Origin of the sequence: Hahella sp. KA22 (genome assembly GCF_004135205.1) — a bacterium.
Taxonomy (GTDB): Bacteria; Pseudomonadota; Gammaproteobacteria; order Pseudomonadales; family Oleiphilaceae; genus Hahella.
The window spans coordinates 6,600,957-6,627,705 of the sequence record NZ_CP035490.1 but is presented as its reverse complement, the minus strand read 5'-3'; the positions used below and the strand labels follow the sequence as shown (position 1 = coordinate 6,627,705).

Annotated in this window: 24 protein-coding genes; 10 read left to right on the top strand and 14 right to left on the bottom strand. The window is 54.2% G+C overall.

Annotation, left to right across the window (positions count from 1 at the left end; translation table 11 throughout):
* The first annotated feature begins 10 nt into the window (after positions 1–10).
* The 3 genes from rpsD to rplQ are packed head-to-tail and all read left to right on the top strand — an operon-like array spanning position 11 to position 2,093.
* Positions 11–631, top strand: coding sequence for a 30S ribosomal protein S4 (rpsD, locus tag EUZ85_RS29295; protein ID WP_127973647.1), 621 nt, complete (start codon positions 11–13; stop codon positions 629–631).
* A 33-nt stretch (positions 632–664) separates the two neighbouring features.
* The gene (rpoA, locus tag EUZ85_RS29290; protein ID WP_011399895.1) at positions 665–1,669 is read left to right on the top strand and encodes a DNA-directed RNA polymerase subunit alpha; all 1,005 of its coding nucleotides are present in this window, start codon (positions 665–667) and stop codon (positions 1,667–1,669) included.
* Positions 1,670–1,703: 34 nt separating this feature from the next.
* Positions 1,704–2,093 carry a 50S ribosomal protein L17 gene (gene rplQ, locus EUZ85_RS29285; RefSeq protein ID WP_011399894.1) on the top strand — a complete coding sequence of 130 codons (390 nt, stop codon included), beginning with the start codon at positions 1,704–1,706 and terminating at the stop codon, positions 2,091–2,093.
* A gap of 121 nt (positions 2,094–2,214) precedes the next feature.
* On the opposite strand, the gene uvrA is transcribed toward rplQ, so the two are convergent.
* Entirely contained in the window at positions 2,215–5,040 is a 2,826-nt protein-coding gene (gene uvrA / locus EUZ85_RS29280; protein WP_127973646.1) for an excinuclease ABC subunit UvrA, read from the bottom strand.
* Positions 5,041–5,184: 144 nt separating this feature from the next.
* On the opposite strand from uvrA, the gene EUZ85_RS29275 reads away from it, so the two are divergent.
* From EUZ85_RS29275 to EUZ85_RS29260, 4 genes are all read left to right on the top strand, one after another.
* Positions 5,185–6,567: an MFS transporter gene (locus EUZ85_RS29275; RefSeq protein WP_127973645.1), complete on the top strand. Its 1,383-nt coding sequence runs from the start codon at positions 5,185–5,187 to the stop codon at positions 6,565–6,567.
* A gap of 15 nt (positions 6,568–6,582) precedes the next feature.
* On the top strand, positions 6,583–7,215 hold the full coding sequence (gene ssb, locus EUZ85_RS29270; protein ID WP_127973644.1) for a single-stranded DNA-binding protein: 633 nt from the start codon (positions 6,583–6,585) through the stop codon (positions 7,213–7,215).
* 110 nt (positions 7,216–7,325) lie between these two features.
* Entirely contained in the window at positions 7,326–8,321 is a 996-nt protein-coding gene (locus tag EUZ85_RS29265; protein ID WP_127973643.1) for a D-alanine--D-alanine ligase, read from the top strand.
* Positions 8,322–8,490: 169 nt separating this feature from the next.
* Positions 8,491–8,856: a hypothetical protein gene (locus EUZ85_RS29260; protein ID WP_127973642.1), complete on the top strand. Its 366-nt coding sequence runs from the start codon at positions 8,491–8,493 to the stop codon at positions 8,854–8,856.
* A 63-nt stretch (positions 8,857–8,919) separates the two neighbouring features.
* Here EUZ85_RS29260 and EUZ85_RS29255 read toward each other — a convergent pair whose 3' ends face one another.
* Positions 8,920–9,366 carry a hypothetical protein gene (locus tag EUZ85_RS29255; RefSeq protein WP_127973641.1) on the bottom strand — a complete coding sequence of 149 codons (447 nt, stop codon included), beginning with the start codon at positions 9,364–9,366 and terminating at the stop codon, positions 8,920–8,922.
* A gap of 479 nt (positions 9,367–9,845) precedes the next feature.
* Here EUZ85_RS29255 and EUZ85_RS29250 point away from each other — a divergent pair, with 479 nt between their 5' ends.
* Positions 9,846–10,922 carry a beta-galactosidase gene (locus EUZ85_RS29250; RefSeq protein ID WP_164887392.1) on the top strand — a complete coding sequence of 359 codons (1,077 nt, stop codon included), beginning with the start codon at positions 9,846–9,848 and terminating at the stop codon, positions 10,920–10,922.
* A 42-nt stretch (positions 10,923–10,964) separates the two neighbouring features.
* Here EUZ85_RS29250 and EUZ85_RS29245 read toward each other — a convergent pair whose 3' ends face one another.
* The 12 genes from EUZ85_RS29245 to EUZ85_RS29190 form a co-directional block, all read right to left on the bottom strand.
* On the bottom strand, positions 10,965–11,621 hold the full coding sequence (locus EUZ85_RS29245; protein WP_127973639.1) for a hypothetical protein: 657 nt from the start codon (positions 11,619–11,621) through the stop codon (positions 10,965–10,967).
* Positions 11,622–11,655: 34 nt separating this feature from the next.
* Positions 11,656–12,249, bottom strand: coding sequence for an SIS domain-containing protein (locus EUZ85_RS29240; RefSeq protein ID WP_127973638.1), 594 nt, complete (start codon positions 12,247–12,249; stop codon positions 11,656–11,658).
* 25 nt (positions 12,250–12,274) lie between these two features.
* Entirely contained in the window at positions 12,275–13,036 is a 762-nt protein-coding gene (locus EUZ85_RS29235; protein ID WP_164887391.1) for a nucleotidyltransferase family protein, read from the bottom strand.
* Between the two features lie 20 nt (positions 13,037–13,056).
* The gene (locus EUZ85_RS29230; RefSeq protein WP_127973636.1) at positions 13,057–14,688 is read right to left on the bottom strand and encodes a glycosyltransferase family 39 protein; all 1,632 of its coding nucleotides are present in this window, start codon (positions 14,686–14,688) and stop codon (positions 13,057–13,059) included.
* Entirely contained in the window at positions 14,685–16,178 is a 1,494-nt protein-coding gene (locus EUZ85_RS29225) for a hypothetical protein (protein WP_127973635.1), read from the bottom strand. Before EUZ85_RS29225 ends, EUZ85_RS29230 begins: the two co-directional genes overlap by 4 nt.
* 2 nt (positions 16,179–16,180) lie before the next feature.
* Positions 16,181–17,437, bottom strand: coding sequence for a M48 family metallopeptidase (locus EUZ85_RS29220; protein WP_127973634.1), 1,257 nt, complete (start codon positions 17,435–17,437; stop codon positions 16,181–16,183).
* A 4-nt stretch (positions 17,438–17,441) separates the two neighbouring features.
* Positions 17,442–18,902 carry a flippase gene (locus tag EUZ85_RS29215; protein ID WP_127973633.1) on the bottom strand — a complete coding sequence of 487 codons (1,461 nt, stop codon included), beginning with the start codon at positions 18,900–18,902 and terminating at the stop codon, positions 17,442–17,444.
* Positions 18,903–18,905: 3 nt separating this feature from the next.
* A complete protein-coding gene (locus EUZ85_RS29210) occupies positions 18,906–20,273 on the bottom strand; it encodes a TolC family protein (RefSeq protein ID WP_127973632.1) in 1,368 nt (455 codons plus the stop codon).
* Positions 20,274–20,280: 7 nt separating this feature from the next.
* Positions 20,281–21,402, bottom strand: coding sequence for an efflux RND transporter periplasmic adaptor subunit (locus EUZ85_RS29205; protein ID WP_127973631.1), 1,122 nt, complete (start codon positions 21,400–21,402; stop codon positions 20,281–20,283).
* A complete protein-coding gene (locus tag EUZ85_RS29200) occupies positions 21,399–21,977 on the bottom strand; it encodes a metal-dependent hydrolase (RefSeq protein ID WP_127973630.1) in 579 nt (192 codons plus the stop codon). The genes EUZ85_RS29205 and EUZ85_RS29200 overlap by 4 nt, the downstream gene beginning before the upstream one ends.
* 10 nt (positions 21,978–21,987) lie before the next feature.
* Entirely contained in the window at positions 21,988–22,563 is a 576-nt protein-coding gene (locus EUZ85_RS29195) for a serine O-acetyltransferase (RefSeq protein ID WP_127973629.1), read from the bottom strand.
* A 213-nt stretch (positions 22,564–22,776) separates the two neighbouring features.
* Complete coding sequence (locus EUZ85_RS29190) at positions 22,777–24,054, bottom strand: glycosyltransferase family 4 protein (protein ID WP_127973628.1); 1,278 nt, start codon at positions 24,052–24,054, stop codon at positions 22,777–22,779.
* Positions 24,055–24,928: 874 nt separating this feature from the next.
* Here EUZ85_RS29190 and cysC point away from each other — a divergent pair.
* Together cysC and EUZ85_RS29180 are read left to right on the top strand one after the other, a co-directional pair.
* Positions 24,929–25,591, top strand: a complete 663-nt coding sequence (cysC, locus tag EUZ85_RS29185) for an adenylyl-sulfate kinase (RefSeq protein WP_127973627.1) — start codon at positions 24,929–24,931, stop codon at positions 25,589–25,591.
* A gap of 76 nt (positions 25,592–25,667) precedes the next feature.
* Entirely contained in the window at positions 25,668–26,732 is a 1,065-nt protein-coding gene (locus EUZ85_RS29180) for a GHMP kinase (RefSeq protein WP_127973626.1), read from the top strand.
* Positions 26,733–26,749 lie beyond the last annotated feature (17 nt).

Sequence of the window (26,749 nt, the reverse complement as noted above, 5' to 3'; positions counted from 1 at the left end):
AAGAAGTCTAATGGCTCGTTATATTGGACCGAAGTGTAAATTGTCTCGCCGTGAAGGCACAGACCTGTTTTTAAAGAGCGGAGCTCGCGCACTTGATAGCAAGTGCAACATGGAGACCGCTCCTGGGCAACATGGCCAACGTCGTGGTCGTCTATCCGACTATGGTCTACAGTTGCGTGAGAAGCAAAAAGTACGTCGTATGTACGGAGTTCTGGAAAAGCAATTCCGTAGCTACTACAAAGAAGCAGCCCGCATTAAAGGCGCTACAGGCGAGAACCTGCTCCAGTTGTTAGAGCGTCGTCTGGATAATGTTGTATACCGTATGGGATTCGGCTCCACCCGCTCCGAAGCCCGTCAGTTGGTGTCACACAAGGCGATTCTGGTGAATGGTAAGGCTGTAAATATTCCGTCCTATCAGGTCAAGCCTGGCGATGTAGTAAGCATTCGCGAGAAATCAAAGAATCAGCTTCGCATTAAAGGCTCTCTTGAGTTGGCCGCACAGCGTGCAACTCTGGAGTGGATTGAAGTTGATGCTGCGAAGATGTCTGGAACCTTCAAATCAGTTCCTGAGCGTACTGATCTGTCTCCAGATATTAACGAAAACCTGATTGTGGAGCTCTACTCTAAGTAAGGCCAGCAACTAATTCAGCCAGTAGGGGCGTCTATGCAGCGTTCATTAAACGAATTTCTTACACCTCGTACTATCGAGGTGAATCAAATCAATGCGACTCACGCAAAGGTGACCCTGGAACCGCTCGAACGCGGTTTCGGGCATACTTTAGGAAGTGCATTACGCCGCATTTTGCTGTCTTCAATGCCGGGTTGCGCTGTCGTCGAAGTTGAGATCGATGGCGTTCTTCACGAGTACAGCACCGTTGAAGGTGTGCAGGAAGATGTTATCGAAATTCTTCTGAACCTGAAGAATCTCGCCATCAAAATGCACAACCGTGATGAAGCAACGTTGTCCCTGAACAAGAAGGGCGCTGGTCCAGTATTGGCTAGCGATATCCAACTTGATCATGATGTTGAGATTGCGAACCCAGACATGGTTATTTGCAATCTTAACTCGAATGGCGACGTTAAGATGAAACTGAAAGTGGCTCGTGGGCGTGGTTATGAGCCTGCGGATCAGCGGAACTCAGCTGATGACGAAACAAGAGCAATTGGAAGATTGCAGCTTGATTCTTCTTTCAGCCCAGTGCTCCGTGTTGCTTATAACGTTGAAAGCGCTCGGGTTGAGCAGCGTACCGATTTGGACAAGTTGGTTATCGACTTGGAGACAAACGGAACGATTGATCCTGAGGAAGCAATCCGTAGGGCAGCGACAATTCTGCAACAGCAGCTTGCTGTCTTTGTAGATTTTGATCAGCAAAATGAGCCAGAAAAAGTTGAAGAGCAAGAAGAAATCGATCCGATTCTTCTGCGGCCGGTTGATGATTTAGAACTGACTGTGCGTTCAGCGAACTGCTTAAAAGCTGAGAACATCTACTATATCGGTGATCTCATTCAACGCACTGAGGTGGAGCTTTTGAAGACTCCTAACCTAGGCAAGAAATCATTAACCGAAATTAAAGACGTGCTTGCTTCACGCGGCTTGTCTTTAGGTATGCGTCTTGAAAACTGGCCTCCGGCCAGCATTCGGGGCGATGATCGGGTATTAGGCGGCTAATGCGCGCCAACAGTGTAGTTGAAGGATAAAGAAGATGCGTCATCGTAAAAGTGGTCGTAAATTTAACCGGACTAGCGCGCATCGCAAGTCGATGTTCCGGAATATGGCGGCATCGTTGGTAGAGCATGAGCTGATCAAAACCACGGTGCCCAAAGCGAAAGAACTGAGAAGAGTGGCTGAGCCTCTGATCACTTTGGCTAAAAGTGATTCTGTAGCTAACCGCCGTCTTGCTTTCTCTCGTCTGAGAAGCAGAGATGCAGTGACCAAGCTGTTCGAAGAGATTGGTCCTCGTTACAAAGATCGCCCTGGCGGCTATCTGCGTATTCTCAAGTGTGGTCTGAGACCGGGTGACAGTGCTCCAATGGCTTTTGTAGAGCTAGTGGACCGTCCGGTAGTTGAAGCCGAAGGCGACAACGAAGAGTAAGATCTTCTTGGATATTAAAAAGCCGCTTTTAGCGGCTTTTTTTGTGCCTGTGCCATATGCAGGCCTTTTTCGAGATAAGGGAGCGTTGATTTCTCGCAGCTCCTTTATCATTTTTTACCAGCTAGCTTTCCAGAATGCGTTTCAAGAAATGAGCGGTATGCGACTTGTCATTGTCTTTGACTGTTTCTGGAGCGCCTTCGGCGATAATCAATCCGCCCCGGCTTCCTCCCTCTGGGCCAAGGTCGATGATCCAATCCGCTGTTTTAATCACATCAAGGTTATGCTCGATTACAACAATGGTATTTCCGTGATCACGCAGGCGATGTAGTACCTTAAGCAGCTGATCAATATCAAAGAAATGCAGACCAGTCGTAGGTTCGTCAAGAATGTACAGAGTTTTACCTGTATCTCGCTTAGACAGTTCTCGTGAAAGCTTGACGCGTTGAGCTTCGCCTCCCGATAAGGTGACTGCGCTTTGGCCTAGGCGGATGTAAGAAAGACCAACATCAATCAACGTCTGTAGCTTTTTGGCGATGGCTGGAATGGCGTCGAAAAACTCCCGAGCATCCTCAACCGTCATCTCCAGAACGTCATGAATGGACTTTCCTTTGTAGGTGACTTCAAGAGTTTCACGGTTATAGCGTTTTCCTTTACATACATCGCAGGGAACATAAAGATCGGGTAAGAAGTGCATTTCTACTTTGATAACGCCGTCACCCTGGCAGGCCTCACAGCGTCCCCCCCGTACGTTAAAGCTGAATCTTCCCGGTTTGTAGCCGCGAGATCTCGCTTCTTGAGTCGCTGCAAAAAGTTCTCTTATGGGGGTGAATATGCCGGTGTAGGTCGCGGGGTTGGATCTTGGAGTACGTCCTATTGGGCTTTGGTCGATATCAATAACTTTATCGAAATGATCCAGTCCCTCAATAGATCCATAGGGCTCAGGGGTAAGGGTGGTCGCCATGTTGAGCTTGGTGGCGGCGATTGGATAGAGCGTACTATTGATCAGCGTGGATTTACCTGATCCCGACACCCCAGTGATGCAGGTAAACAGTCCCACTGGGACTTTAAGCGTGACGGACTGCAGGTTGTTCCCGGTCGCCCCGGTAATAATCAGCTGCTTGTCAGGGTCCGGTTGCACTCTTTGTTCCGGCACAGCAATGCAGCGCGTTCCCTTCAGATATTGGCCTGTGATGGACTTATCACTTTCCATCACCTGTTCAGGAGAGCCGTGGGCGACGATTTCTCCGCCATGTACTCCCGCTCCTGGCCCGATGTCTACGACATAGTCCGCCATGCGGATGGCGTCTTCGTCGTGCTCAACCACGATTACTGTGTTGCCGAGATCCCGCAAGTGGGTCAGCGTGGCCAACAGACGGTCATTGTCTCTCTGGTGCAGGCCAATAGAAGGTTCGTCAAGCACATACATGACCCCAACCAGACCCGCGCCTATCTGACTGGCCAATCTGATACGCTGGGCTTCTCCTCCAGAAAGAGTCTCTGCGCTGCGATCCAGAGTCAGATAATCCAGTCCGACGTTAACAAGAAATTGCAGGCGTAGCTGGATTTCCTTAACGATTTTCGCCGCGATCTCTCCTTTGCGACCAGGCAAAGATAGATGGTGAAAGAAGCTGGACGCGTCGCCGATGGCCATGCGGGATGTATCCGGCAGGCTCTTATTGTCGATAAACACATGACGAGACGAACGCTTTAGCCGACTGCCGTGGCAGTCTGGGCAGGACTTCTGGGTGAGGAACTTGGACAGTTCGTCTCGCACCATTTGCGAGTCCGTTTCCCGATAGCGACGTTCAATATTGGGCAATATGCCTTCGAATGGGTGCTCTCTGAAGACTATATCTCCGCGGCTATTCACATATTTAAACTTTATATCGGTGCGTCCGCTGCCTTTTAGCAGCGCATTTTGAAAAGATTCCGGAAGCGCTTCAAAAGGCGTTTCAATGTCGACTTCATAATGGTCCGCAAGGCTGGTCAGCATTTGAAAGTAGAATACGCTGCGCCTATCCCATCCTTTTATAGCGCCTTCAGCCAATGTCAGCTCTGGACGTTCTACGAGTTTATCGGGGTCAAAATACTGCTTTACGCCAAGTCCATCACAACTTGGGCAGGCTCCAGCTGGATTGTTGAAAGAGAAGACTCTCGGTTCGAGTTCGCTGACGCTGTACCCACACTCAGGACAGGCGAATAGTGCTGAAAAGATCAGTTCTTCGCCGTCTCCGTCCATTGGCGCGGCGATAACGACGCCTTCGGCTAACTCAATACAGGTTTCGATCGACTCGGCCAATCGTGTCTGAATATCTGCGCGGATTTTGAGTCGGTCTACTACAACCTCTATGGTGTGCTTACGTTTCTTGTCCAGCTGGGGGACGTCGTCGAGGTCAGTCACGATGCCGTCGATGCGCGCACGAATGAAGCCTTGCGCGCGTAGTCCCTCGATCACATGCAGGTGTTCGCCTTTACGATTACGTATGACTGGAGCCAGCAACATCCACTTGCTTTCCTGAGGCAACTCAAGGATTCGGTCAACCATCTGGCTGACCGTTTGGGCTTCGAGCACGATGTCGTGATCCGGGCAGCGAGGCTCGCCAGCGCGTGCGAACAGCAGACGCAGGTAATCATAGATTTCTGTAATGGTGCCGACAGTGGAGCGAGGGTTATGGGAGGTGGACTTCTGCTCGATGGAAATGGCGGGGGAGAGACCCTCTATATGGTCAACATCCGGCTTCTCCATCATGGACAGAAACTGTCTGGCGTAAGTAGACAGCGACTCCACATAGCGCCGCTGTCCCTCCGCGTACAGCGTATCAAAAGCCAGGGATGACTTTCCGGAGCCTGATAGCCCGGTAATGACGATGAGCTTGTCTCTCGGCAAGTCCAGGTCGACATTCTTAAGATTGTGAGTTCGGGCTCCGCGGACTTGGATCGTGTCCATAAAATTCTTTTTCACCTCCGGAATTTACAGCCGGTCATTATATAAGTAGGGAAACAGGATGAGCAAAGCGACAGCGAATCGATTAATAAGTGGCTGGTCAAATGCTACAATGTGCGCTTTTTGATGGACTGGTACGGTAGTTAAATGCAAAAGACGCAGAGGTTTATGCCCCAGGAGCGCCGCGCTGTCTCCGCGCTGGCTTCGTTGTACGCCATGCGAATGCTTGGGCTGTTTATGGTGCTGCCGGTTTTCATGGTGCTGGGCAGAGAGCTTGAAGGCGCAACGCCCGCGCTGCTGGGCCTGGCCATAGGCGTTTACGGCTTGAGCCAGGCAGTCATGCAGGTGCCTTTTGGAGCGCTGTCTGATCGTTTTGGTCGGAAGAAACTGATATTGATTGGATTGGGATTGTTCTGCCTTGGAAGTGTCGTTGCTGCATTGAGCGATCATATTTATGGGGTTATCTGTGGTCGTCTGTTGCAAGGAGCGGGCGCCATCGCCAGCGTATTAATGGCGTTGCTCAGTGATTTGACGCAGGAAGAGAACCGCACCAAGGCGATGGCGACCGTTGGAATGACGATTGGGCTGTCATTTGCGCTGGCGTTGGTGCTGGGACCATTCATCTCAGGCTTTGCAGGATTGTCTGGACTGTTTTGGGCGACGGCGTGCATGGCGTTGTCAGGAATGGTTTTGTTGTATAAAGTGCCGACCCCGTTGCAGCAGCGGCGTAACTTGGAAACGATAGTGCTTCGCTCCGCCTTGCGGGATGTCTTTCAGCATAAAGAGCTGATGCGTCTGAACTGGGGAATATTTTCGCTGCATATGATACTGACGGCGATGTTCGTCGCAATGCCGGTTACATTGGCGGATAAATTTAATATGGCCGCGGATCGACATGGCTGGTTTTATCTGGCGGTGATGGGCGGAGCCTTCGTATTCATGATTCCGCTGATCATCATTGGTGAGAAAAAGCGGCTTTTGCGACAGGTTTTCACCGGAGCTGTCTGGTTAATGGCGGCGGCTCTCATGATTGTAATGAAAGGGGTGAACGACTTTATCGGGTTTACCCTGGCTGTATTCGGCTTTTTCTTGGCTTTCAACTTCTTGGAAGCGACTCTGCCTTCTTTGGTTAGCAAGGTGGCCCCTGCGGGAATGCGGGGAACAGCGATGGGAGTGTACTCCAGCTCGCAGTTCTTCGGCGCCTTTCTAGGGGGCGTCCTAGGTGGACTGGCTTACCAGAAGTTTGGTTTGATGGGAGTGTATGGTCTTTGTACAGTGATGGCGGTAGTATGGGGCGGAGTGTCCCTGTTCATGCCTGATCCTCCCTATACAGCGAGTTATGTGCTGCCGCTGCAGCCGTTCAATGTGGACGCAGCGGATAAGATAGCGCAGGAACTGACGCAAATTCATGGTGTTGAAGACGTCACTCTGGTGATTGAAGAACACTTGGCGTATTTAAAGATTGATAGACAGCGCTTTGATGAGAAAGCGCTGGTAAATTACCCTCTCACCGCCCAGGTTGAGGGATAACGTTTGGAGAGCGATATGGCGCGTGGTGTAAATAAAGTAATTCTAATTGGTAATTTGGGTAGCGATCCGGAAACACGTTATACCCCCTCCGGCAGCGCGATTTCCAACCTGAGGTTGGCGACTGACGAGAGCTATAAAGACAAGCAGACGGGACAACTGGTGCCTCGTACAGAATGGCACCGGGTTGTGCTGTTCGGCAAGCTGGCGGAGATTGCCGCTCAGTACCTGAGAAAAGGCTCCAAAGTATATATTGAAGGTCGTCTGCAAACGCGCAAATGGCAGGACCAGTCTGGACAGGATCGTTACAGCACAGAGATTGTTGTCGACATGCAAGGTCAGATGCAGATGCTCGACAGCCGCAGTGGCGGCGGTGGTATGGATAACTCGCAAGGTTACAACGACGGTTGGCAGCAATCCGCTCCTTCCGGCGATAGCTACGGCGGCGCTCCAGCCGCTGCGCCTGCCGGTAACTATGGCGGCGCTCCCTCCAACAACAATTATGGCGGCGCTTCCAATAACAACTATGGCGCCTCAAGCGGCGGCTATTCCGCTCCGAACCAGGGGCAACAACGCCCACAACAGCCTCAGCAACCAAAGCCGCCCATGCCAGAGCCTATGGACGACTTTGACGACGATATTCCATTTTAACTTGAAAGCTAAAGAATATTTAAGATATAGAGCTGTGACAGCCTGACTTGAAAGCCCCATTATTTTGGGGCTTTTTTGTTTTTACGTCTGGGGTGAGGAGAATAAGGACCATGAAAATCGCGGTATTATTCGGCGGCACGAGTGAGGAGCGGGACGTCTCAATCGCCAGCGCCGCGCAAATTATTCCGGCGCTGCGAAGTCTGGGGCATGAGGTCTTTTCTGTGGATACGGCTACTGGGCGGCTATCTGCAGCGGATGAAGCGCGTCTTTTGCAAGCCGGTGTGGGGCCAGAGCCGCCGTCGACTTCGGTTATCGCTGATGTGAGGGGGCGGGCCATTGCTTTGTCTGCGGAGGCTTTCAATATTCGTGACGTTGATGTCGTTTTTCTGGCGTTGCATGGCGGCCCCGGAGAAGACGGGCGGATTCAGGCGATGCTGAACCTGGCGGGACTTGCCTATACCGGCAGCAATCATATTGCGAGCGCGGCGGCCATGGATAAGGACCTGAGTAAGCGCCTATTTCGGGCCGCAGGCGTACCCACGCCGGATTGGCTGATGGCGCCGGCAAGCAGCGATGAGGTCGCGGAGAAATTGGGCTGGCCAGTAGTGGTCAAGCCCAGTAAACAAGGCTCCACCGTTGGCTTAAGCGTAGTGCGCGAAGCGTCTGAACTGGCGCGAGCGATAGCGCTTGCCAGTGAATACGACGATGAAGTGATGATTGAAAAGTTTGTCCCCGGACGAGAATTCACGGTCGGAATATTGGAAGGACAGGCATTGCCGGTTGGAGAGATTATCGCCCCTAACGAGATTTTCGATTACCAGGCTAAATATCAGGTAGGCGGCGCCCGTGAGATATTTCCGGCAGAGATTTCCGAGGCTGACGCCATCGTCATGCAGGAAATGGCATTGCGGGCTCATGCGGCGCTGAAGCTGGGCGTATACAGCCGGATTGACTTCCGTGTCGAAGATAACGGCGCAGTGTGGTGCCTGGAGGGGAACTCCTTGCCGGGTATGACCGCGAATAGTCTATTGCCGCAAGCAGCGAAGGCCGCAGGTATTGAGTTTGCCGAGCTATTGGAGCGAATCTGCCGCGGCGCCGTGCGTTGAACATTGCCTGGAGTAGGGAGGGTGAGCCACTGAAAGGTAACTGTGGCGAAACCAGGTGGGGAGCATGCGGCCAAATCTATCGTTATAGTATGTCATAATGCTGGAGACAGGCCGTCAAGGCGCGACGGTCTTATTAGAAAAATTAACAGCAGAAACAAGGGAGTAGGATATGACTACAATTTTGGATATCGCAAAAAAAGACTTTGAGACCGGCACGGAATATCAAGTGGAATTGATCACTAAGGAAGGCTCTAAAAATGGTAAGCCTTCGCCGTGTCTGGAAGTTTGGGAAAGAGCGAGAGGGACTCGCACAATCCTGGGTAGAGTCTTTCAGATTGATATGGAAGAAGCGCTATATCATGCGTCTAAAAATGGCGCTGAAGAAGTTCTCATCGGCAAACGCGGTAAAGATGACGTTGCTTTCTCAGAAGGTAAGATCGTGCTCGAAGGCGGCGCCCCGGCGAAATTGATGCTGGCGCTGAAAGTCACTTCTTCACCCGCACCGGAGGTGAAAGAAGCCGCATATCCCTGGTAAGTCGGTGTGATACCTCAAGGCGAAGCGGTGTAGTGGCGCTTCGCTATCCCTTGTAAACCTCTCCTACCTCTGATGTGACTGAATCCAATGCAAATCCACCCGTTCATTGGACTCCGCCAATAAGTCTCCTTCGTGAGAATACAGCTGAATCGTGAAATGATGGCCTCCCAGTAGATCCTGAGCGGTTGTTACATCGGTGTGATAGCCGTCGTTATTCGCTTTATCGGCTAGCGCGGTAATGAGGATGGCGCGTTCCTTTTCCCAGTCGAAGCCTGCTAAAGTTTTTAACTGCTCACGAAAAATCTGACTGTCGCTTTGCGCTGCGACTAATACTGCATGCTCGATCGGAAATGCTTCCCCGTAACAGGTATGAATGTCTTGCCGCAGACTGGTGATTCGGTACTCGCAAGAGGAGGCGTCGTAAAAGCGGACAGGTTGAGAGTACGTGGCGCAACCCAGAATACTGGCGTTCAGGGCGATGGCCAGCGCCAGCTTTATTATGCTTTTCATATTGTCTTCCCTTTGGTGATTTGAGGCCTCCCGCAGCATCGTTGTTGCAGGGCGACAGACATGCTTTTTATTGGCTATTTTAGCGTTGCATATCTTAATAAAAGAAGACTATGACTCACTCGTTGCAACATATCCTTCTGAATTTATTGCTGTTTGTTTGAGTATGGTTACGGCGGCCGCTATACCCCCCGTTTTTACAAATTGTTTCTTTTTTGATCACTTCCATCCTTATATGATGCCCTCGCCAAATGTCCGTGTTCAGGCAGTTGCGGGCGATGGATTGCATGTTTGCCGGTAGGTCCGGCGCTGAAGTTATGGGATGAACTATGTTGTTGCGAACTTATCAATGGTCTGAGGCATTGGTGCGATCAGGCCTCATGGCGGCGAGATTATTACTAGCGACTCTATTTTTGACTCTATGCGCTTGTGGTGGCGGTGGCGGAAGTACTGATAACGGCTCCGGCTCAAATGGGGAGGTTGTGGATACCCAAAGCGCCCCCTCGGCCAGCATCGATCCAGACGACCTGGAACCAACAGGCAATGGGAATAGCGATGGCGATGTCGGACAGGACGATATCGTCGATGATTCCGGGCGCACCGAACCACCGAAAACCTACGAGCTGGCGGGTATCTACTGCAGTTGCGGTCCCACTAACAGCACCTCCTCCTCAGTGTTTAACAATATCGAAGAAGCGGCCTATCTGGATGGCGTATTGGTGCGTATTCCCTGGGCGGAAATGGAGCCATCTCCCGGCGTCTATGACTGGACATTGCTGGATCAGCAGTTGGGCAAAGCCAAGGCGCAGGGGCTGCATGTCACCTTCGCGCTGCTAAATGGATACGCCGCGCCGCCCTGGCTGGAATCCGAAGGCGCGGACATGCTGGATTACATCTTTCGCGGGGACATTCCCCGGCGGCTGCCGATTCCCTGGGATGAAACCTATCTGCGTTACCTGACAAACTTTATTACGGCCTTGGGCGCTCGCTATAGTGGCGAGGAGGCGCTGCAGTTGGTGCATATGACTAACTCCACCACCAATGGCTTTGAAATGCAGTATTTTTTTGATGCTCAGGCGGAGGCGGACTTCTACGCGAAAGGATACAGCGAGTCTGTGTTAATAAATTCATGGAAGCGGATTCTGGATGCATACAGCCAAGCTTTTGATGACACGCGTCTGGATCTGGATGTGCATCCGGTACTGGGTTCGCCGACGGTGGCGGAGCAGGTTGTCGCCTATGGGCAAGCCGCCATTGGGGCGCGCTTTGGCGTATTCGGGGCTTGGTGGAGTCGTCGCAATGCGGAGGTGGCGTACCCGGAAATGTATAGCCTGCTGTTGTCCGGCGCAGCATCCAGCTTTGCTGGCGTGCAACTGGTCGGCACGGCTTCCACCCGGGCTTATAACGAAATTACCCGGGAAGATTTGCTCGACGCCATCAAGTTTGCCCTGCAATCGGGCATTTACTATATCGAAGTCTGGAACCAGGACTTATTGAATACGGATATATCACTTCAAATGGGCGGCTTTCACACCAGCGTGAACAATGCGATCAAGTAAGCGGCCAACCCGGAGGCGAGGCCTCCGGGTCCTGTACTGGAATTAGCTGGTGACGGCGTTCAGAGTACGGGTGTGAGCGCTTTCCGGCAGCAGTATTTTCAATGGCGGCATGGCGTCTATTTTTGCGGCCACATCGCCGTAGATCAGCTGCAGCCCTTCAATGATGCGTGAAGGCTGATCCACCCAGGAAGAATTACGACGTTTCAATTCGAACGGTTCCTCGCATTGGAAAAACTCCAGCACCTTGTCGATGGTCGAACCCAGGCTCTCGTATTTGATCAGGATAGTCGGGTGTTTGGGGGACAGATTGCTGACCCAATTATCAAACTGGCGCTCGATATTGAACTCATCCACGCCTCTTTCCAGATACTCTTCCAGCGTCATGCCGCGCAGCGAACGCGCCGGAGTGGGGCTGTTCACGTTCATGGCTTTCGCGTGCATGTCCTGATAATTGCGGCGAAACAGTGAGAGCACCGCGTCGTAAGGATTGCCGAACATGTAACCGAGCCGGATATCGACCTCATCGTCATACACGTCGGGCGTATAGGCGTGTTCGCGGATGGTTTTATCGGAGATGGAGCCGATATGACGCGCCAGGGCGGTGGAGCCGACGCCGCCCATTGAGCACATGGCGCAGCGCACAGCGGCCTTTTTTCGGAACAGCTTTACTCGGGAGAGGAGTTGCGGTATGTCCAACATAATCGTGTCCTTGTCAGTTTGTGTGAGTTCCAGTTCAGGCGGCGGCTTCGCCAAAGATCGCGTCTTCCACGATACCGCAGATAATGTGTCCGATCATGATGTGGCATTCCTGAATTCTTGGCGTATGTGTGGAGGGCACGTTGATGACGTGCTCCGCCAGCGCCTGCACTTTGCCGCCGGAACCGGCGAAGGCGGCGGTGATCAGGTCCATTTCTTTGGCGCTTTCCAGAGCGACCAATATGTTCTTGGAATTACCGGATGTAGTGATGCCGATGAACAGGTCGCCGGGTTTGGCGTTAGCCTCCACCTGGCGTGCGAAAACCCGTTCGTAGCCGTAATCATTGCCGATGGCCGTGAGCATGGACGTATCCGTCGTCACCGCCAGGGCGGGCAGGCCGGGGCGGTCGAATTCAAAGCGGCTGACGAACTCCGCCGCGATATGCTGCGCGTCCGCCGCGCTGCCGCCATTGCCCGCCAGGATAACCTTGTTGCCCCTTTTATAAACCTCCACGCAGACTTGTCCCAGACGGAGCACTTTCTCCATCAATGGTTCGTCCGCGAGCAGGCGTTGTTTGACTGCAATCGAATCTCTGATGCGTTCTTTTACATAGTCCATGTCAATGTTCATTGGTCATCCTCCTGGTTGTCCGGGCTCAGTTACTGAGCGCAGAAAGGGTAGCTTTCCGCTGGGGAAAGAACTGTTCCTTGTGAGCGCATAAAAAGTCATAGTCTTCGGGTATGCCGATATCGATAAAGGGGCCGGCTTTGGTATAGGCGTATAACCCTCCGCCCACCAGCGCCGGAAAGGCGGTTTGTTCGAAGGAAAACGCGCCTTGTTGCGGACAATGTTTATGTAAGAACTCGGCGCTGAGGAAATAGACGCCGGCGTTAATCAGGCCGGGGCCGGCGTTCGGCTTTTTCTCCTCAATCATGATCACTTTGCCGCTGTGTTTGTGTACGGTGAGCTTGCCGTAACGGGAGCAATCAGGCTGTAGCGCGGCCAGCATGCCGTTGGTGAACTCGCTGCGATAGACGGAGGAAATAAAGTCCTGTAAATCGGTATCGCAGAAACTGTCGCCATTGAGCACCAGATAATAGGGTGCGGGATGCTGTTCCGCCGCCATGCGAATAGCGCCGCCGGTGCCCATGGGCGCGTCTTCAATTACGAAATTCAGGCGCTGAGTGGCGCGGGGACGCTCCTCAAAATAGCGGACGATGTGCTCGCTTTTGTAGCCGAGAGACAGCACGATATCGTGGATATTCTGGTGTTCCAGCTGATCCAGCAGCAGCTCCAGAAACGGGCGATCAGCCACCGGCGCCATGGGTTTTGGCAGATCCGCAACCCGCGAGCGCAGCCGGGCGCCTTTACCGCCGGCAAGAATGATGCAACGTACATGCGTTGCTCTGGCTTCCATGTTCATTTCATTCCCCTTGTTTATTTCTGCCATAAAAAGAGTCTGGCGTCGTAACTCTCATCCACCACGCGCATGCTGCGTTGGACGAATTGCAAGGTGTCCGCGTCGATGACCAGTGTCATCGCATTCCAGGGGGAGGCCACCAGCCAGACACGATTATTCTGGTTCAGCACGTCCTGTAGCTCCCTGTCGCTGCGAAGCACCACCGTGCCCAGAAACTTGTCCCGATAGAAGGGGGAATCCAGGTTACGGTCGTAGACGATCTTGCGATCGGTAATGGTCTGCAGGAAATAGTCCGGCGTAATCCCGGAATACAGCTTGGTTGGCATTGGCGCCATGCTGATGACTTTATCGCCTTCGCGATAGCCCTGTTTTAACGTGGCGGACACTTTGCGATAGTCCACGCCGGCGAAGCCGTCCCGATAGTCAGAACGAAAGCCCAGGTGGCCCAGGTTGCCGATGCTGTAAAAATGAATCAGGTTTGAGTTCATCGACATCACCGCCATCAATAAGAGCGCCGCCAGATTGAAGCTGGCGACTGCTGTCGCCGCCGGAGCTTTCACCCGGCTGGTGAGGCGCGTTACGTCCTCAATCAAAAACGTAAGAATGGCGCCGACGCTGATGATGAAAAACGGATAGATGAAGAACACGTAGTGGGCGTTGTAGAACAGTAAAAAATTACTGAGGCACAGAAGCGTGATGAGGAACACCAGATAGTAAAAACGCAGCGTCGGACGCTTCCAGGCGTAGTAAGCGCCGAGCAGGAAAATGGCGCCAGTGATGAGATGGGTTTCCATGCCAAAGAAGTTGATAAAGTAAAAGCCTGGCTCCCAACTGTCCTTAAGAAAGCCCAGCTGCGGCAGACTGACATCGCCTTTGCCGGAACCCAGCATCAGGTGCGGCTGCTGCAGCACTACCCGACGCACGCCTTGGGCGACCAGCGTTAATATCACCAGCAGATACATCACCCAGAGATTGCGCTGGAAGATCCAGACCAGATTGTCCCGTTTGAAGATAAGCACGATGACGGCCATTACTGGAAGCAGAAACCCGGAGCCTTCCCAGCTCAAATAGGTCACAGTGAATAGCGCCCAGACTAATAACGCGAATCGCAGGCGAACCCGTTCCTGCTGTAACAGATGGTAGACCGCCGTGGCGGTGAGCAGAGTAAAGAACTGTGTCTGCGCCGGGTGAAATGCGTTCTGCGACCAGTAGATAGACCAGGTTGAAAGGCTGTACAAGAGACCAGCGATAATCGCCGCCGCCAAGCCAAAGCGGCGCAGGCTGATCCAGAAAATCAGGCTCAATACGCCAGTGGAGAATAGCAGCGCCGGCAGGCGCAAGGTGAACTCGGAAAAACCGCCCAACTTGACCGATAGGGCCAAGAAATATGGCACCAGTTCGTAGGTGGCCAATGGCACTTCCATGGTGCTGACGTAGATATAGGGATAGCCCTTATCTAATACGCCTTCTACAAAACTGGCGATAGTGGCTTCGTCGATAGTGAGCGCGCGCGCCTCCAGGCCGCCGATGCGCAGACTGAAAGAGAGAGCAATCAGCACTGTGGCGATCAGTATGATTACCGGAAAGGAATTAGCCTTGGCGCGCATCAGCGGCCATTTCACCCATTGCGACTCAGCGCGGCTGTTCATAGGCTTTTCTCCAGAACTTTGGCGGCTCCGCTGACATAGGCGGTTGCGCAACTTTCGCGCCCGATGGCAAAGCGTGATGAGCGCAACTGCAGCGCTGACAGGGCCTGGGCCAGGAGCGCCGCGCCGAACAAGGCGGTGACGACGCCCAGATTAAACAGGCTGGTCGTAAGCAGGCGCGCATCCAGGGCGAGCGCGCAGAGCAAGGCGCCGGAGCAGGTAAGTGAGGTCTGCAGCAGATTGATCGCCGCGATAAGACGGGGCAGACCTCCCAGCGCCAACAACAGTCCTGTGCTGGTAAGAACGTTGAGCAATAACCAGATTGCACACCATTTCAGCGCACGCAAAATCAATTCGGGGTAACTGATTTGCCGCATGACCTCCAGGCTGGGGTCTTCGAAACGAATTGGCGCGCTTTCCGCTGACTCCGTCGCTACCTGACGGATATGTGGCGTATAGGCGGGGCGCTCGTATTGCGCCGGCGCATCCGTAGCGCTGACCGGACTGACGCGCCAGTCTATGCCGGGAAAACTGATGAAGCGATCTTCCCCGGTCTGTACGACGGCCTGCAAGCCCATACCCAGGGCCGGGTCGCAATCCGCGAACACTTCAATCTGGTTAGCGGGCGCGGCGCCTAGCGGTTGAAACAAGTTAATGACTTTGATCTGCGGATAGTCGCTGGCGTAGTCGCCCAAACGGCGTTGATTAACGTTAACCTTGAAGGCGCCGTTGCATTGCGCCATCAACCAGGCGTTTTGCAGCGCGGCGCGAGAGAAGGGCAATGTCAGCACAAAACGGGCTTCCGACGCATTATCGCCAGCGCCGCTGCGCCAGACTGGCTGCAGCGCGCTGGTGCGGCTCCACAGGAAATAGCCGTAATCCACATTGCCGCTAATCGCAGGCGGCTTTAACCCATTAGCTAACTGCGGCGCCCGCCAGTCCTCGTCATAAAACCCGTATTGATACCAAACCCGGGCGTCGGCGCCGCCATTGGCGGGGGTGAAGGACGCCTTCCAGGCGTTATCGCTGACCAGACGCTGCTCCTGTCCTTGGCTGTCTTGAACATGCAGGGAAAGTATCATCGCCGGCGCGGCGCCGAGAGTGGATTTTTCCACCCGAACGGCGACGACGTTTTTACCGGGGCGTAAGTACGACTCCACTGCGCCGAGCCAGATGGGCTCAGAGGTGGCGGCGGATTTCACGGCAACTTCCACGCCGTTGATATAGAGCTTGTAATTTTCCGTCCCCGCTAGCTTCAAGAAGGCTTTATAGGGCGCGGCGCGCACGATGAATATCTTGCGGAAATAGCTGACGGCGCGAGCGTCTGGCGCAGTGATCCACTGGGCTCCATCCCAGTTCAAGCGCACGCCTTGCTGGTTCTTTAGCTCCAGTGCGTAAGTCGTCATCAGTCCCAGCAACAGGGAAAAAGCCAGCAACGCCGGAAAGATTTTGCGGCTCGCCTGCAGTCCCTGTCGCGCGCTTCGCCACAGCATTGTCATGACCCGCTGAGTCCGCGTACGGCGCGCAGATTGCGCACGCTGTCCGCGTCAATGGAAAGCTGGAATGACTCCCGCGCCTGATCCACTTTACCCATCATCATCAGGCATTCTCCCTGGGTCGCCAGCAAGTCGGCGCGCAGGCTGGAGCCTTGAATTCGTTCGAGCGAAGTGGAAACGCTGGACAGGCAGCTTTCCGGCACGCCCTGGCGGATATAGGCGAGGCTGGCCATCGCCCGCAAAGTGTCGCTTTCTGGATAGACCCGCAGCATTTCCTGCAACGCCAGCAAGGCCTCATCCCATTGCTCGTGACGGTAATTGCGGCTGATCACCCGGTCAGTCAGGATAGCGAGCCGGCGCTTGGTATGGTGCGCCACATAAGGGAAAAACTCATCTTCGCGCCGGTGTTGCAGCGCTGTATGCAGCGCGTCCAGCGCTTCCTGGCGCTTGCCAGCGGTTTCCAGTTGCGCTGACTGGTACAGCGCAGCAGCCGGGTTTTCCGGTTTGAACACCATCGCGTTCAATTGTGAGAAAAGCCGGCTGGCCTGCTCGGAGTATGTCAGTAGTGGGTCGAGCTTGAAGGCGATGACCATGGCGCCAAAAGCGGAGGCCGGCGCGCCCTCGGTCAATCGCCATTGCGCATCCTGTTTGTATTTGGTCGCTTGCATGGTCGGGTAGAGCGTCAGCGCCGGCGGCGTGATCAGAATGAGCAGCGCAATGGGATAAAAGCGCAGGCGCGCTTTGGACAGCGTCATCATGAAGAGAATGGCGGCGGCGCCCGTGGCGATATACCAGCCCCATTCCAGACACAGGAACGCCAGCTCCAGGCGACCGCCCAATGAATCAAAGTTGGCGGTGTCGGGGAGTGCGATAGCCTGGCCTTTATTGGGTGTGAAGAAGGAATTGAAGAACCGCTTCAACGTCCGGTAGTCCTCAATATTGTCGGCGTAGGTTGGCAACGTATGGGGGTCGAGGGCGACGAGGTAACCAGGCACGCACGCCAGGAACGCGAGGACGAAGGCGGCGCTTGTCAAAGCAAGATTCGGCTTGTTGAAGTGGACGCTGATCACCAGCAACGGTGCGGCGATTAAAAGTAATAAGGCGGGGCCCAGCATGTCAGGGTGAGACAGCGCCATCGAAGCGGCGTACTGGACGCCGGACTCGCCGCCGGCGAAGGGCAGATTGATCCAGGGAGCAAGGAACGCGCCCAGCATCGCCAGAATCAGACCCGCCTGCACTCCCGCCAGCATCTTCATAGGATTATTGCATCCCTTTGCCGACAGGACGACGCTTTATCAGCGCCGTCAGGAAAGCCAGCTCGCGCTGATCGAGTGTCTTGCTGACTAGAATCAGAATCAGATAGGCGACGGCGAACAGCAGTGACGCCAGGATAAACTGCAGCAGACCCGGGGAGGCGAAAGCCGCGTTCACTGCGTAGCCCGCCAGCAGCGCGGCCAGTAACGGCTTGTAAGACATGCGCGCCCATTGCACCGGCACAGACTGGCGATACAGGAACCAGAGCGATCCAGCGATAAACAACGCTTCCGCCGTCACTGTGCCCACCGCCGCGCCAAAGGCGTGTAGATGTGGAATCAGCAGAATATCCAAGATGGCGTTGGTGGCCAGGGTGGCGATGGAGATCAACGTGAACAGGCGTTGCCGTCCCATGGCGGAATACACGTAAATCATGATGGAGGAGGGAAAAATAAAGAAGATCGCCACCGCCAGCGCTTGCAGAATATTGGCGGAAGAAGCGAACTCCGGCGTATACATCAATCCAATAATGTCCTCGGCGAAGACAAACACGTAAGCCACAATGGGCAGTGACAAAATGGCGTAGAACTTCAGCACCTGATTGAGAAAACGACTGAATTCCGCTTTATCGCCAAGAGCCAGGCGCGCCAGTTTGGGATAGATCGGAATAGACAACGTGAAAGGCAGCATTTCGATGATCTGTATCACCCGATAGGCGGCGTTGAACAGCCCCAGGGCGAGTGGCGCCGCCATCGCTTTCAGGATAAGCGTGTCCACGTGCAGGGTGGCGCGACGACACATCATGGATAAACCGATAGGAACGGACTCGAACAGCACGTATTTCCACAGACCGGGATCAAAGCGCCAGGGAATGCGTTTGAAAACCGCCAGGCTGCAGGCGTAAAACAGCAGGAACTGACAGACATTCGCCAGCAAATAGTAACCGCACAGCGCCAGAATGCTGGGATCGTGGTCGCGCCAATACAGGGTGAGCGCCAATAGAATCACTTTGTGTATGACGAAAATGGCGGCGTTGAATTCCATGCGTTCGAAGGCGCGAAACAGCGCGCCATAGATCACGCTGTGAAATACGATCAACGCGGCGACCGTCATAATAAAAAGACTCATTCCGAAGTCGCGGTCCTCCAGAATCAACAGGCAGACAACAGCAGTGGGCGCAGTGGCCACCAGGGTGACCGCCCAGGCCAGCAGGCGCACATTGCCGAAGAAGTGCTTGTATTGCTCCGCCTTCTGCGCGATTTCCCGCACCAACAGGTTGGTGACGCCCATGTCGGTGACCAGCTGCAACAGGCCGACAAACGCCAGAATGAAGGCGAAGTCGCCGAAGGATTCCGGACCCAGAGTGCGGGCGATCAAGACGATGACATAGATGTTGAGCAGCGCCCCCACGCCCTCGCCGAGCAGGGTGGCGATGATATTGCGGAAAATCTTCTTATTCGAAGACATTGATTAATCTCCCTCTACGGAGCAGGACCATCGCGCGCCCGGCGTCAGCCGGAATTGCAGCAGCCACAGCTTGGCGTAGGCGTCCAATTTGCCCAGCTCAATTTGTCGGATATCGGAACGGGATTCGATCACCTCACTGACGCCCACCTTGCCCAGTCGAAACAGCTCCTGGTTCTTCTCCAGTTCGGATCTGGCGCGATCCAGGGCGCTGAGCGAGTTTTTCAGGGTCAGTAATTGCTGTTGATAGTCCCGATAATTTTGCAGGGTGACGATGCGTTGATTCGCCCTGATCAGATCCAACTGCCTCTGTTCTTTTTCCACCTGCAGCGCCCAATAGCGAGACTTGCCGCTGGCGCGCAGGGTGTCTTGCAGCTTCACCTCAAGACTGACTCCCACTGTGGTGAGATGCTTGCTCTCGCCAAAGTCTTCGTCCGCCACCCCGCGGACGGAACCGCTCAAGCCGAACGCCACGCCGTTATCATGGCGCGCCTGATCGTACTGGCGACGGGCGATGGCGAGTTGGGTTTGCTGCAGAATGACGTCGATGCTGCCGTTCTCCGCCGCATTAACGAGGGTTTCCAGGTCTCCGGCGGGAGGCAGGGATTCCAGTTTGAAGTCCGGCGTCGGCATGGCGTCGGCGGTTTGCGCCAGGAAGGCGAACTTCTGGCTCAGATAGTCACGGTTATTCGCGGTTTGTTGTAGCTCGCCTTCCAGTTCAGAGACGGCGCCTTCCGCTTCCAGCAGATCTGAGCGTTCGATCAAACGAGCGCGGGCGGCATTACGTGCAATGTCCAATTGCGACTGGGCGTCCGCCAACAGTTCCTGTAGCAGAATTTCCTGTTGCTGCGCCTGTTGCAGAGACACCAGTACCTCCACCAGCTCCAGCAGGCTTTCCTGAAACAGCTTCTGATGCTTGGCGGTTTCATACTCGATGCGCTGCCGTAGAATCGCGGCGTCGTCGGTTTCCTGTCCCACCCAACGGCTATTGCGATAGATCGGCGCGTCCAACGCCACTTTGGCCTGATTCACAAACCCGGAGCGGCGTCCGCTGACGGAGGTTTCATTGTCTGAGTCGATGAAGGCGCTCTGATTCTGCTCGAAGGCGAAGTTCCCCACGGATTCGCCTTCATAGTACTGCGGGCCTGCGCTCAGAGTCACTTCTGGATACCACGCCTGTCCCGACGTGTATTCAAATTCTTTGCGTAAAGACGCGATTTCCAGTCGCTGCACCTGCAATTGCGGGCTGGTGCGGCACATTTTACTCAACAGGGCTTTAAACTCGGGGCGGTCTTCAAAGCCATGACAAACTCCCGCACTCAACGTCATGCAGACGCCGGCGGCGAGTGATAGCGACAACCTGGCTGACATCATGAATTCCTTATCCTTTTACCTTATCTCCGGCTTTCAGACTCTGCTGTCCCGCCACCACGATTTCATCCCCCACATGCAGACCTTCAATGATTTCCACATAGCCGTCGCCGGAGATGCCTACCTTCACTGGGGTTAACTCCGCTGCGCCGGACTCGCTGACCCGAAACACCACCGCGTCGTCGTCAAAGCGATTGATCAGGGCGATGGAAGGGATGCGCACGGTGTTTTTGTTCTGTTCCAGATACACCGTGCCGGTCATGCCGGGCTTTACGATCAGCTCGGGATTAGGCGCCTGCACGTAGACTCGGGCGGCGCCCTGGCTTTCATCCAATTCTGGGTCCACCCGATAGATCGTTCCGTGCAGAGTGGTGCTGGTGAAGGCGGACAGGCGTATATCTACGGCTTTGCCCAGTGAGAAGTTGCCCAGTTCTTTTTCCGGCAGCAGAATCTTGAACAGAATTGGGTCGATGGAATTGATGACCAGCGCTTCTTCGCCCTTCTTGATATAGACGCCGGGGAAGCTCTTTACTTCGCTGACGACGCCGGAGATCGGCGAGGAAACCTGGGTTTGTTTAAGTTCCTGGCTGGCGTTGTTGAATTGGTGAGTGGCTTCGGCGAGGCTGCTTTGCGACTGGGTGAAGTTGAGAAACGCGGTCTTATACTGCTCCTGAGAAATATATTCGCCTTCCAGCAGACTCTTCATTTCACTGAGATTGGCGCTGTAGTAGTCCAGCAAGGTTTTGCGGTTTTCCACCAGGGATTTCGCCAGGGTGTAGTTGGATTTATAGAGTGTATCGTCCAGTCGGAACAACTCTTGGCCCTCGACCACCAGATCGCCCAGTTTGACCGGCTGCGCCCTGATAGCGCCTTCGATTTGCGGACGTATCGCGACGGAGACCCCTTCCGTGGCGACGGCGGTGGCGGCGAAGCGCGAGGTGACGTCGCCTGCGCCAACCTTGTGCAGTTCCACTGGCGCGGCGTTCCCCACATTGCGGGCGATTTCCGTGTTGGTGATTTCCATATGCTTCTTGGCGGACAGCAGCAGGTAGCCGATCAACCCGACGATCGCCACGATGAATACGGAAAATACGAAATTGCGCTTCATGATGTTCAGCATGCGTCCAGTCATTTGAATCCTTCTATGGTGTTGCGGGCCCCGCGCGCCTGCCGCCAAAGCAACCAGGTGAGCGGCGCGAACAGCAATAATTCGGACGCCACCGCCCACACATTGCGCCAGCCGACAAAGCGGGCCAGGGTGTCGTGGTGAGGTCCAATCAATAAAGTGAACGGCGCGGAGATACGCGCATCGCTTAACGGCCAAAGCAGCGGCGCGCCAAAACTGCTGTGCAGCCCCCGTTGCGGGCCGGTGAAAAAGTCCAGCACGGTGTGGCTGAGCAGGGCGCAGGCGATCACTGCGAAGCGTTGCGTGTAGCCAGACCAGAGCTTCAGCAGTTTCCAGCGCGGGCACGCCAATAAGGCGGCCAAAGCCCATAACGTCGCTGGCGCATGAGATGCGCGACTGTGGTAGGCGAGATGGTCGCCGCTGACCACATATCCGACCAGCATATCCAGATCCGGCGCATTGCCGAGCAGTGCGAAAAACGCCAGTGCGGCCGCCCCGGGCGCAGGCGCACCGCCACGCAGCGCATGGGCCGCCAGGAGACAGTCGATACCGCAAAGTGCGTGGGCCACAGTGGTCGCCATAAGTACGCCGTCAACTCTTGGGCTGTTTGAACTTCAGATAACTGCTGGTGTTGTTGCGCGAAACGATTCGGGCCGGCGCGCCGACGACAGTGCAGTTGTCCGGAACTGAATCAATCACCAGCGCGTTGGAGGCGATTACTACGTTATCGCCGATGTCGATGTCTCCCAGAACCTTGGCGCCGGAGCCAATAAAGACATTGTCGCCGAGCCGGGGGCGGCCTTTGCGTTGATAGTCCGGGCCGACAGTGACGCATTGGTTGACGGTGCAGTCTTCGCCCACGATTTCCGCGTCGATAAAAACGCCGGAGAAATTATGAATGACCAGACCGGGGCCGATAGCGACCCGGGGAGGAATGCGAATGCCGGTAATGGAGCCCAGCAGAAACTCGGTCGGAAAATATAAAAGCCACGCCGCCAGCTTTAACAAGGGATTGCGCGCGCGCGCGGCGTAGTGCCCCAGACGGTACGAGCACAGATAGAGCGTGCCCAGCTGGAACGTGATTTTCAGGTACTTGTTGACGAAATTGTCGATGCGCACATAGTGTGAACGCTTCCTGCGGATATCCGCCGCCAGTAAACCGGCCATGGTTACCTAACCTCCATATAAATCGGCTGCAAGAGCCTGTTCCCTGGGCTGGCGCTGACGCCAGGCCCCACCGGCGTGACGCGGACGCCGGCTTCGCCGTTGCATGTGGGCGAATGGGCAGATTGCCAGAATCCGCGCATTCGCGCCAGCGTTTCAATGACGTTGGAAAAGGACGGTTCGCTCCCTTGCCGCACTACATTCCTTTTATACACTTCAAGATCTTACGTCGTTTGGAGAGTAGGTCTCCAGAATGAACTCACGCAGCTTTTCCTTGGGCGCGCGTTCTCCACCCGTATACAAATGTTCGTACAGCACCTCAATGCCTTGCGCCAACTGTCGCCAGGTGTAGAACTTGTCCACGACTTGACGGGCGGCTTGTCCCAGACGCTGGCGCTTGGCGTCGTCGTCCAATAGTTGAATCGCCGCGTCGGCGAGCGCGTCGCAGTCATGGTTATCCACGATCAGCGCATTGCTCTCATGAGTCAGTCCTTTGGCGCCGCCGCGAAAGCCGGCGATTGCGACGCCGGCGGACATGTAATTCAACACTTTCACCGGGTGTCCCGGGCACTCCGGACGGGGAATCACCGCCACATCGGCGACCGCCAGATAATCTGGCAGTTCATCCAGGGGCACCTGATCACAGAACAACACCTGCTGGGCGATGCCGAGTTCCTCCGCCATGCGCTGGTATTTGCGGTGGGCTTCCGGGTTGGAGATATTGCCTACCAATAGCAGCTTCACGTCATCGCGGCGGGCGGCTACTCGCGCCATTGTCTCCAGCAGGTAGTCGATTCGCTGAAAGGCGTCTAGACTGCCTGTGTAAATCAGATAGTGGTCGTCTTTGCTTAGCTGGTGACGGGCGTAGATACGCTCGGGATTGGGGTTATCAAACATCTCCGGTACGACCCCGGCGGGCAGTACGGTGACTTTGTCCGCGTCCACGCCCAGTTCCACCAGAAAGTGTTTGAGATCATCAGACACGGCGGTGACATGGTCGCCTTTGAAGGGCAGGGTTTTGTCCAGAAAAGTCGCCAGCTTGCGGGCGAAATCTTTGTTTTTGAAGAAGTCGTAGGTAGGCAACTCGTCGGTCATACTGTTGACCGCGTTATACAGCAATGGCCGGCGCGTGATCAGCTTGGCCAGCCAGCCGATCAGCACGCCTTCATAATTGTGGGCGTGAATAATGTCGATATCGTATTTGAGGATGACGCGTATGAGCTTGAACACCATCAGCGGGTTGAACAGAAACTTTTCAGGAGAAGGGCCGACCCGTATGGCGTTTTTCCTGAAACCTGGAACCCGCACTCGATGTATGTGGGGCCCGACGACGGGAATATCCTCTTTAATAGGGTAGGTGACGATATGGACTTCATTGCCCAGGCTCACCAGCGCTTCCGACATTTCCCTTATGGAGGCTGGCGATCCATGATTGGCGGGGAAAGGGCAGGCCGCCACCATGGCGATTTTAAATTTCCTTTTTTCTGGCTTCACTTTGTATGCATTCCTTCTAAAAGTGACGTAGATCCTGGCTGAAAAGCAAACAGGCTTAACCTGTTATTAACTCCGAAAAAGGCAATATTCGAGCCAAAGGAGGAGGGGCAGGATGACAGGTTTGTAAAATGAAAACCCGTGGCGATGACGATAAATGAGCGCAAATTCTCCTTTTTGACGCCAGCTTTTTCTCGCCGAAATACCCGATTTATAGAGGCTGTGGGCTGGAAACCCTTTAATGGCGCGGGATATGGCGAATAAGCTGACTGGGTGGTCAAAAGTGGTGCAAAAACGAAGTGTAAAAAATATCAACGCTTCCGGTTTTGTTTGTCGTTAAAAGTAATCAAAACATTTACAGAGATTAATAAGTGAACAGAGAAAGTGGCCAAAGCGTAAACTGAATCGACATTCATCTTATTATTTTCTTTACACCCAGCGCATAAGCGGCTGCCCTTTTTTCCCTATCGGCGCCCTCAAATGAATCAAAAATTGACGTAAAAATCGGGCTGTTTTCATTCCGGTACGTGAGAAAAAATTCATTTTTTCTAGGTGTTTTATACGGAGGCGGAGGCTCAAAGTCGTGATCTCTTATCTCGACTTCTTCCCGCGTAGGTCATCGTTAAACCGGTCTTAAGTGGAAGATAAAACAGCTCTTTATTTGTTCAGATCGTAACCGGCGCTCGTCGGCTTTGCGATTTCCTCTGACTGTCATATAAGCGTCATCTGCGCTTTTTCCTTGTTTTGGGCCTTGCTCGGGCATGCTTTTTGCCTCGCTGAGGACATTGGGCTGCTGCTTTACTCTGCTGAGATTGCTCCCACGGATAAGGAAATGAACGCGGATTTGCGTTTCGCATATGGCTTCAGGAGTACGACGGTGGCTAAGGAATATACAATAAAGTCTGGGAATGACGTCTGCGCCGACATTGTCTGGCATCAGCACAAAATCAGTAAATCCCAGCCTGCGTCCATCAAGACGCAAAAGCCTTGTCTACTGTGGTTCACCGGCCTTAGCGGAGCAGGCAAATCCACGATCGCCAATGCGGTGGAGGCGCAGCTGTTTGAGTTGCAGCGCCACACCTATCTGTTGGACGGTGACAACGTCCGTTATGGGCTGAACAAAGACCTGGGTTTCTCCGACGAATCCCGGGTTGAGAACATCCGCCGAATAGGCGAAGTCGCCAAGCTGTTTGTCGACAGCGGCATGATCGTTCTGAGCGCTTTCATCTTCCCCTTCCGCGAAGATAGAAAAATGGTGCGTCAAATGCTGGAGCCCGGCGAATTTGTCGAGGTCCATGTTTCGACGCCTCTCAACGTATGTGAACAACGCGACCCCAAAGGCCTCTACAAACAAGCCCGCGCAGGCCGTATAGAAAAGTTCACCGGCGTTGATTCTCCTTATGAACCGCCAGTCAATCCGGAATTGACTCTGAATACTGATGCAGTATCCCTGTCCGAATGCGTGGAGAGGGTTATCGGTTATCTCATTGCACAGCAATTTATTGTTGAAAGGGACGCAACACTGTATCGCGCTTCCTGAGCGCAAGGACTGCAGTTTGTTGTAACTGGACGTATTCAAAATGATTAGGTTACAAAACTAGGGAAAGGACTACTTTATGTTTTACCGATCAAAAGCTCCGCTAAGGATCAGCTTCGCCGGAGGCGGCACCGATATCGCCAGCTACTCCGACATTTATGGCGGCAATGTTCTGAACGTCACCATAAACAAATACGCATACACCCATCTGGAGTTGCGGGAAGTTCCGCAAATAGAAATCTACTCGCAGGATTTCGAAAGCATCACTCGCATCAAAGCCAACAAGGACCTTCAATTCAATGGCGAGAGCGATCTGGCCAAAGGTGTGATCAAGCGCTTTTACGAAGGTTCCGCCGGTTTACGCATAGTCACCCACAATGACGCCCCGCCAGGTTCCGGTCTGGGCTCTTCGTCAGCTATGGTGGTGTCGTTAATCGGCGCTTTCCGGGAACTCAAAAACCTGGCGTTAAGCCCTTATGACATCGCCCGTCGCGCCTGTGAAATCGAGCGCGGCGACCTGGGGATTCTGGGGGGCATGCAGGATCAGTACGCCAGCGCTTTCGGCGGCTTCAACTTCATGGAGTTCCAGAAAGACCATGTCATCGTCAACTCGCTGCGCATCGATCCCTGGGTTATTCATGAACTCGAATACAACCTGATTCTGGCGTACACCAGAAAGAACCGGTTGTCCTCGCGCATCATCGAATCTCAGGTCAAGAACGTGGAGCGCAACGATCAGGCGAGCCTGAACGCCATGCACAACCTCAAGGCGCATGCCGTAGAGATGAAAAAAGCGCTGCTGACCGGTCGCCCGAATGAATTCGGCAAGCTGCTGGATTACGCATGGCAAGAGAAGAAGAAAATGGCGGCGACCATTTCCAACGGTCAACTCGACCAGATTTATGAAGACGCGATTAAAGCCGGCGCCTTGGGCGGTAAAGTCAGCGGCGCGGGCGGCGGCGGCTTCATGATGTTCTATTGTGAGTCCACCCGTAAACGTCGGGTGATGGAAGCGCTGGTAAAAGCTGGCGTGGAAGTGATGTCTTTCAACTTTGAACTATCTGGCGTGCAGTCCTGGCGCAGTTCCCGTGAGCTGCGAACGCCGCAAACGGTGTTCACCAAGGACAAATTTCTGGCTGCGTGATTTACGGGTAGTTAAGT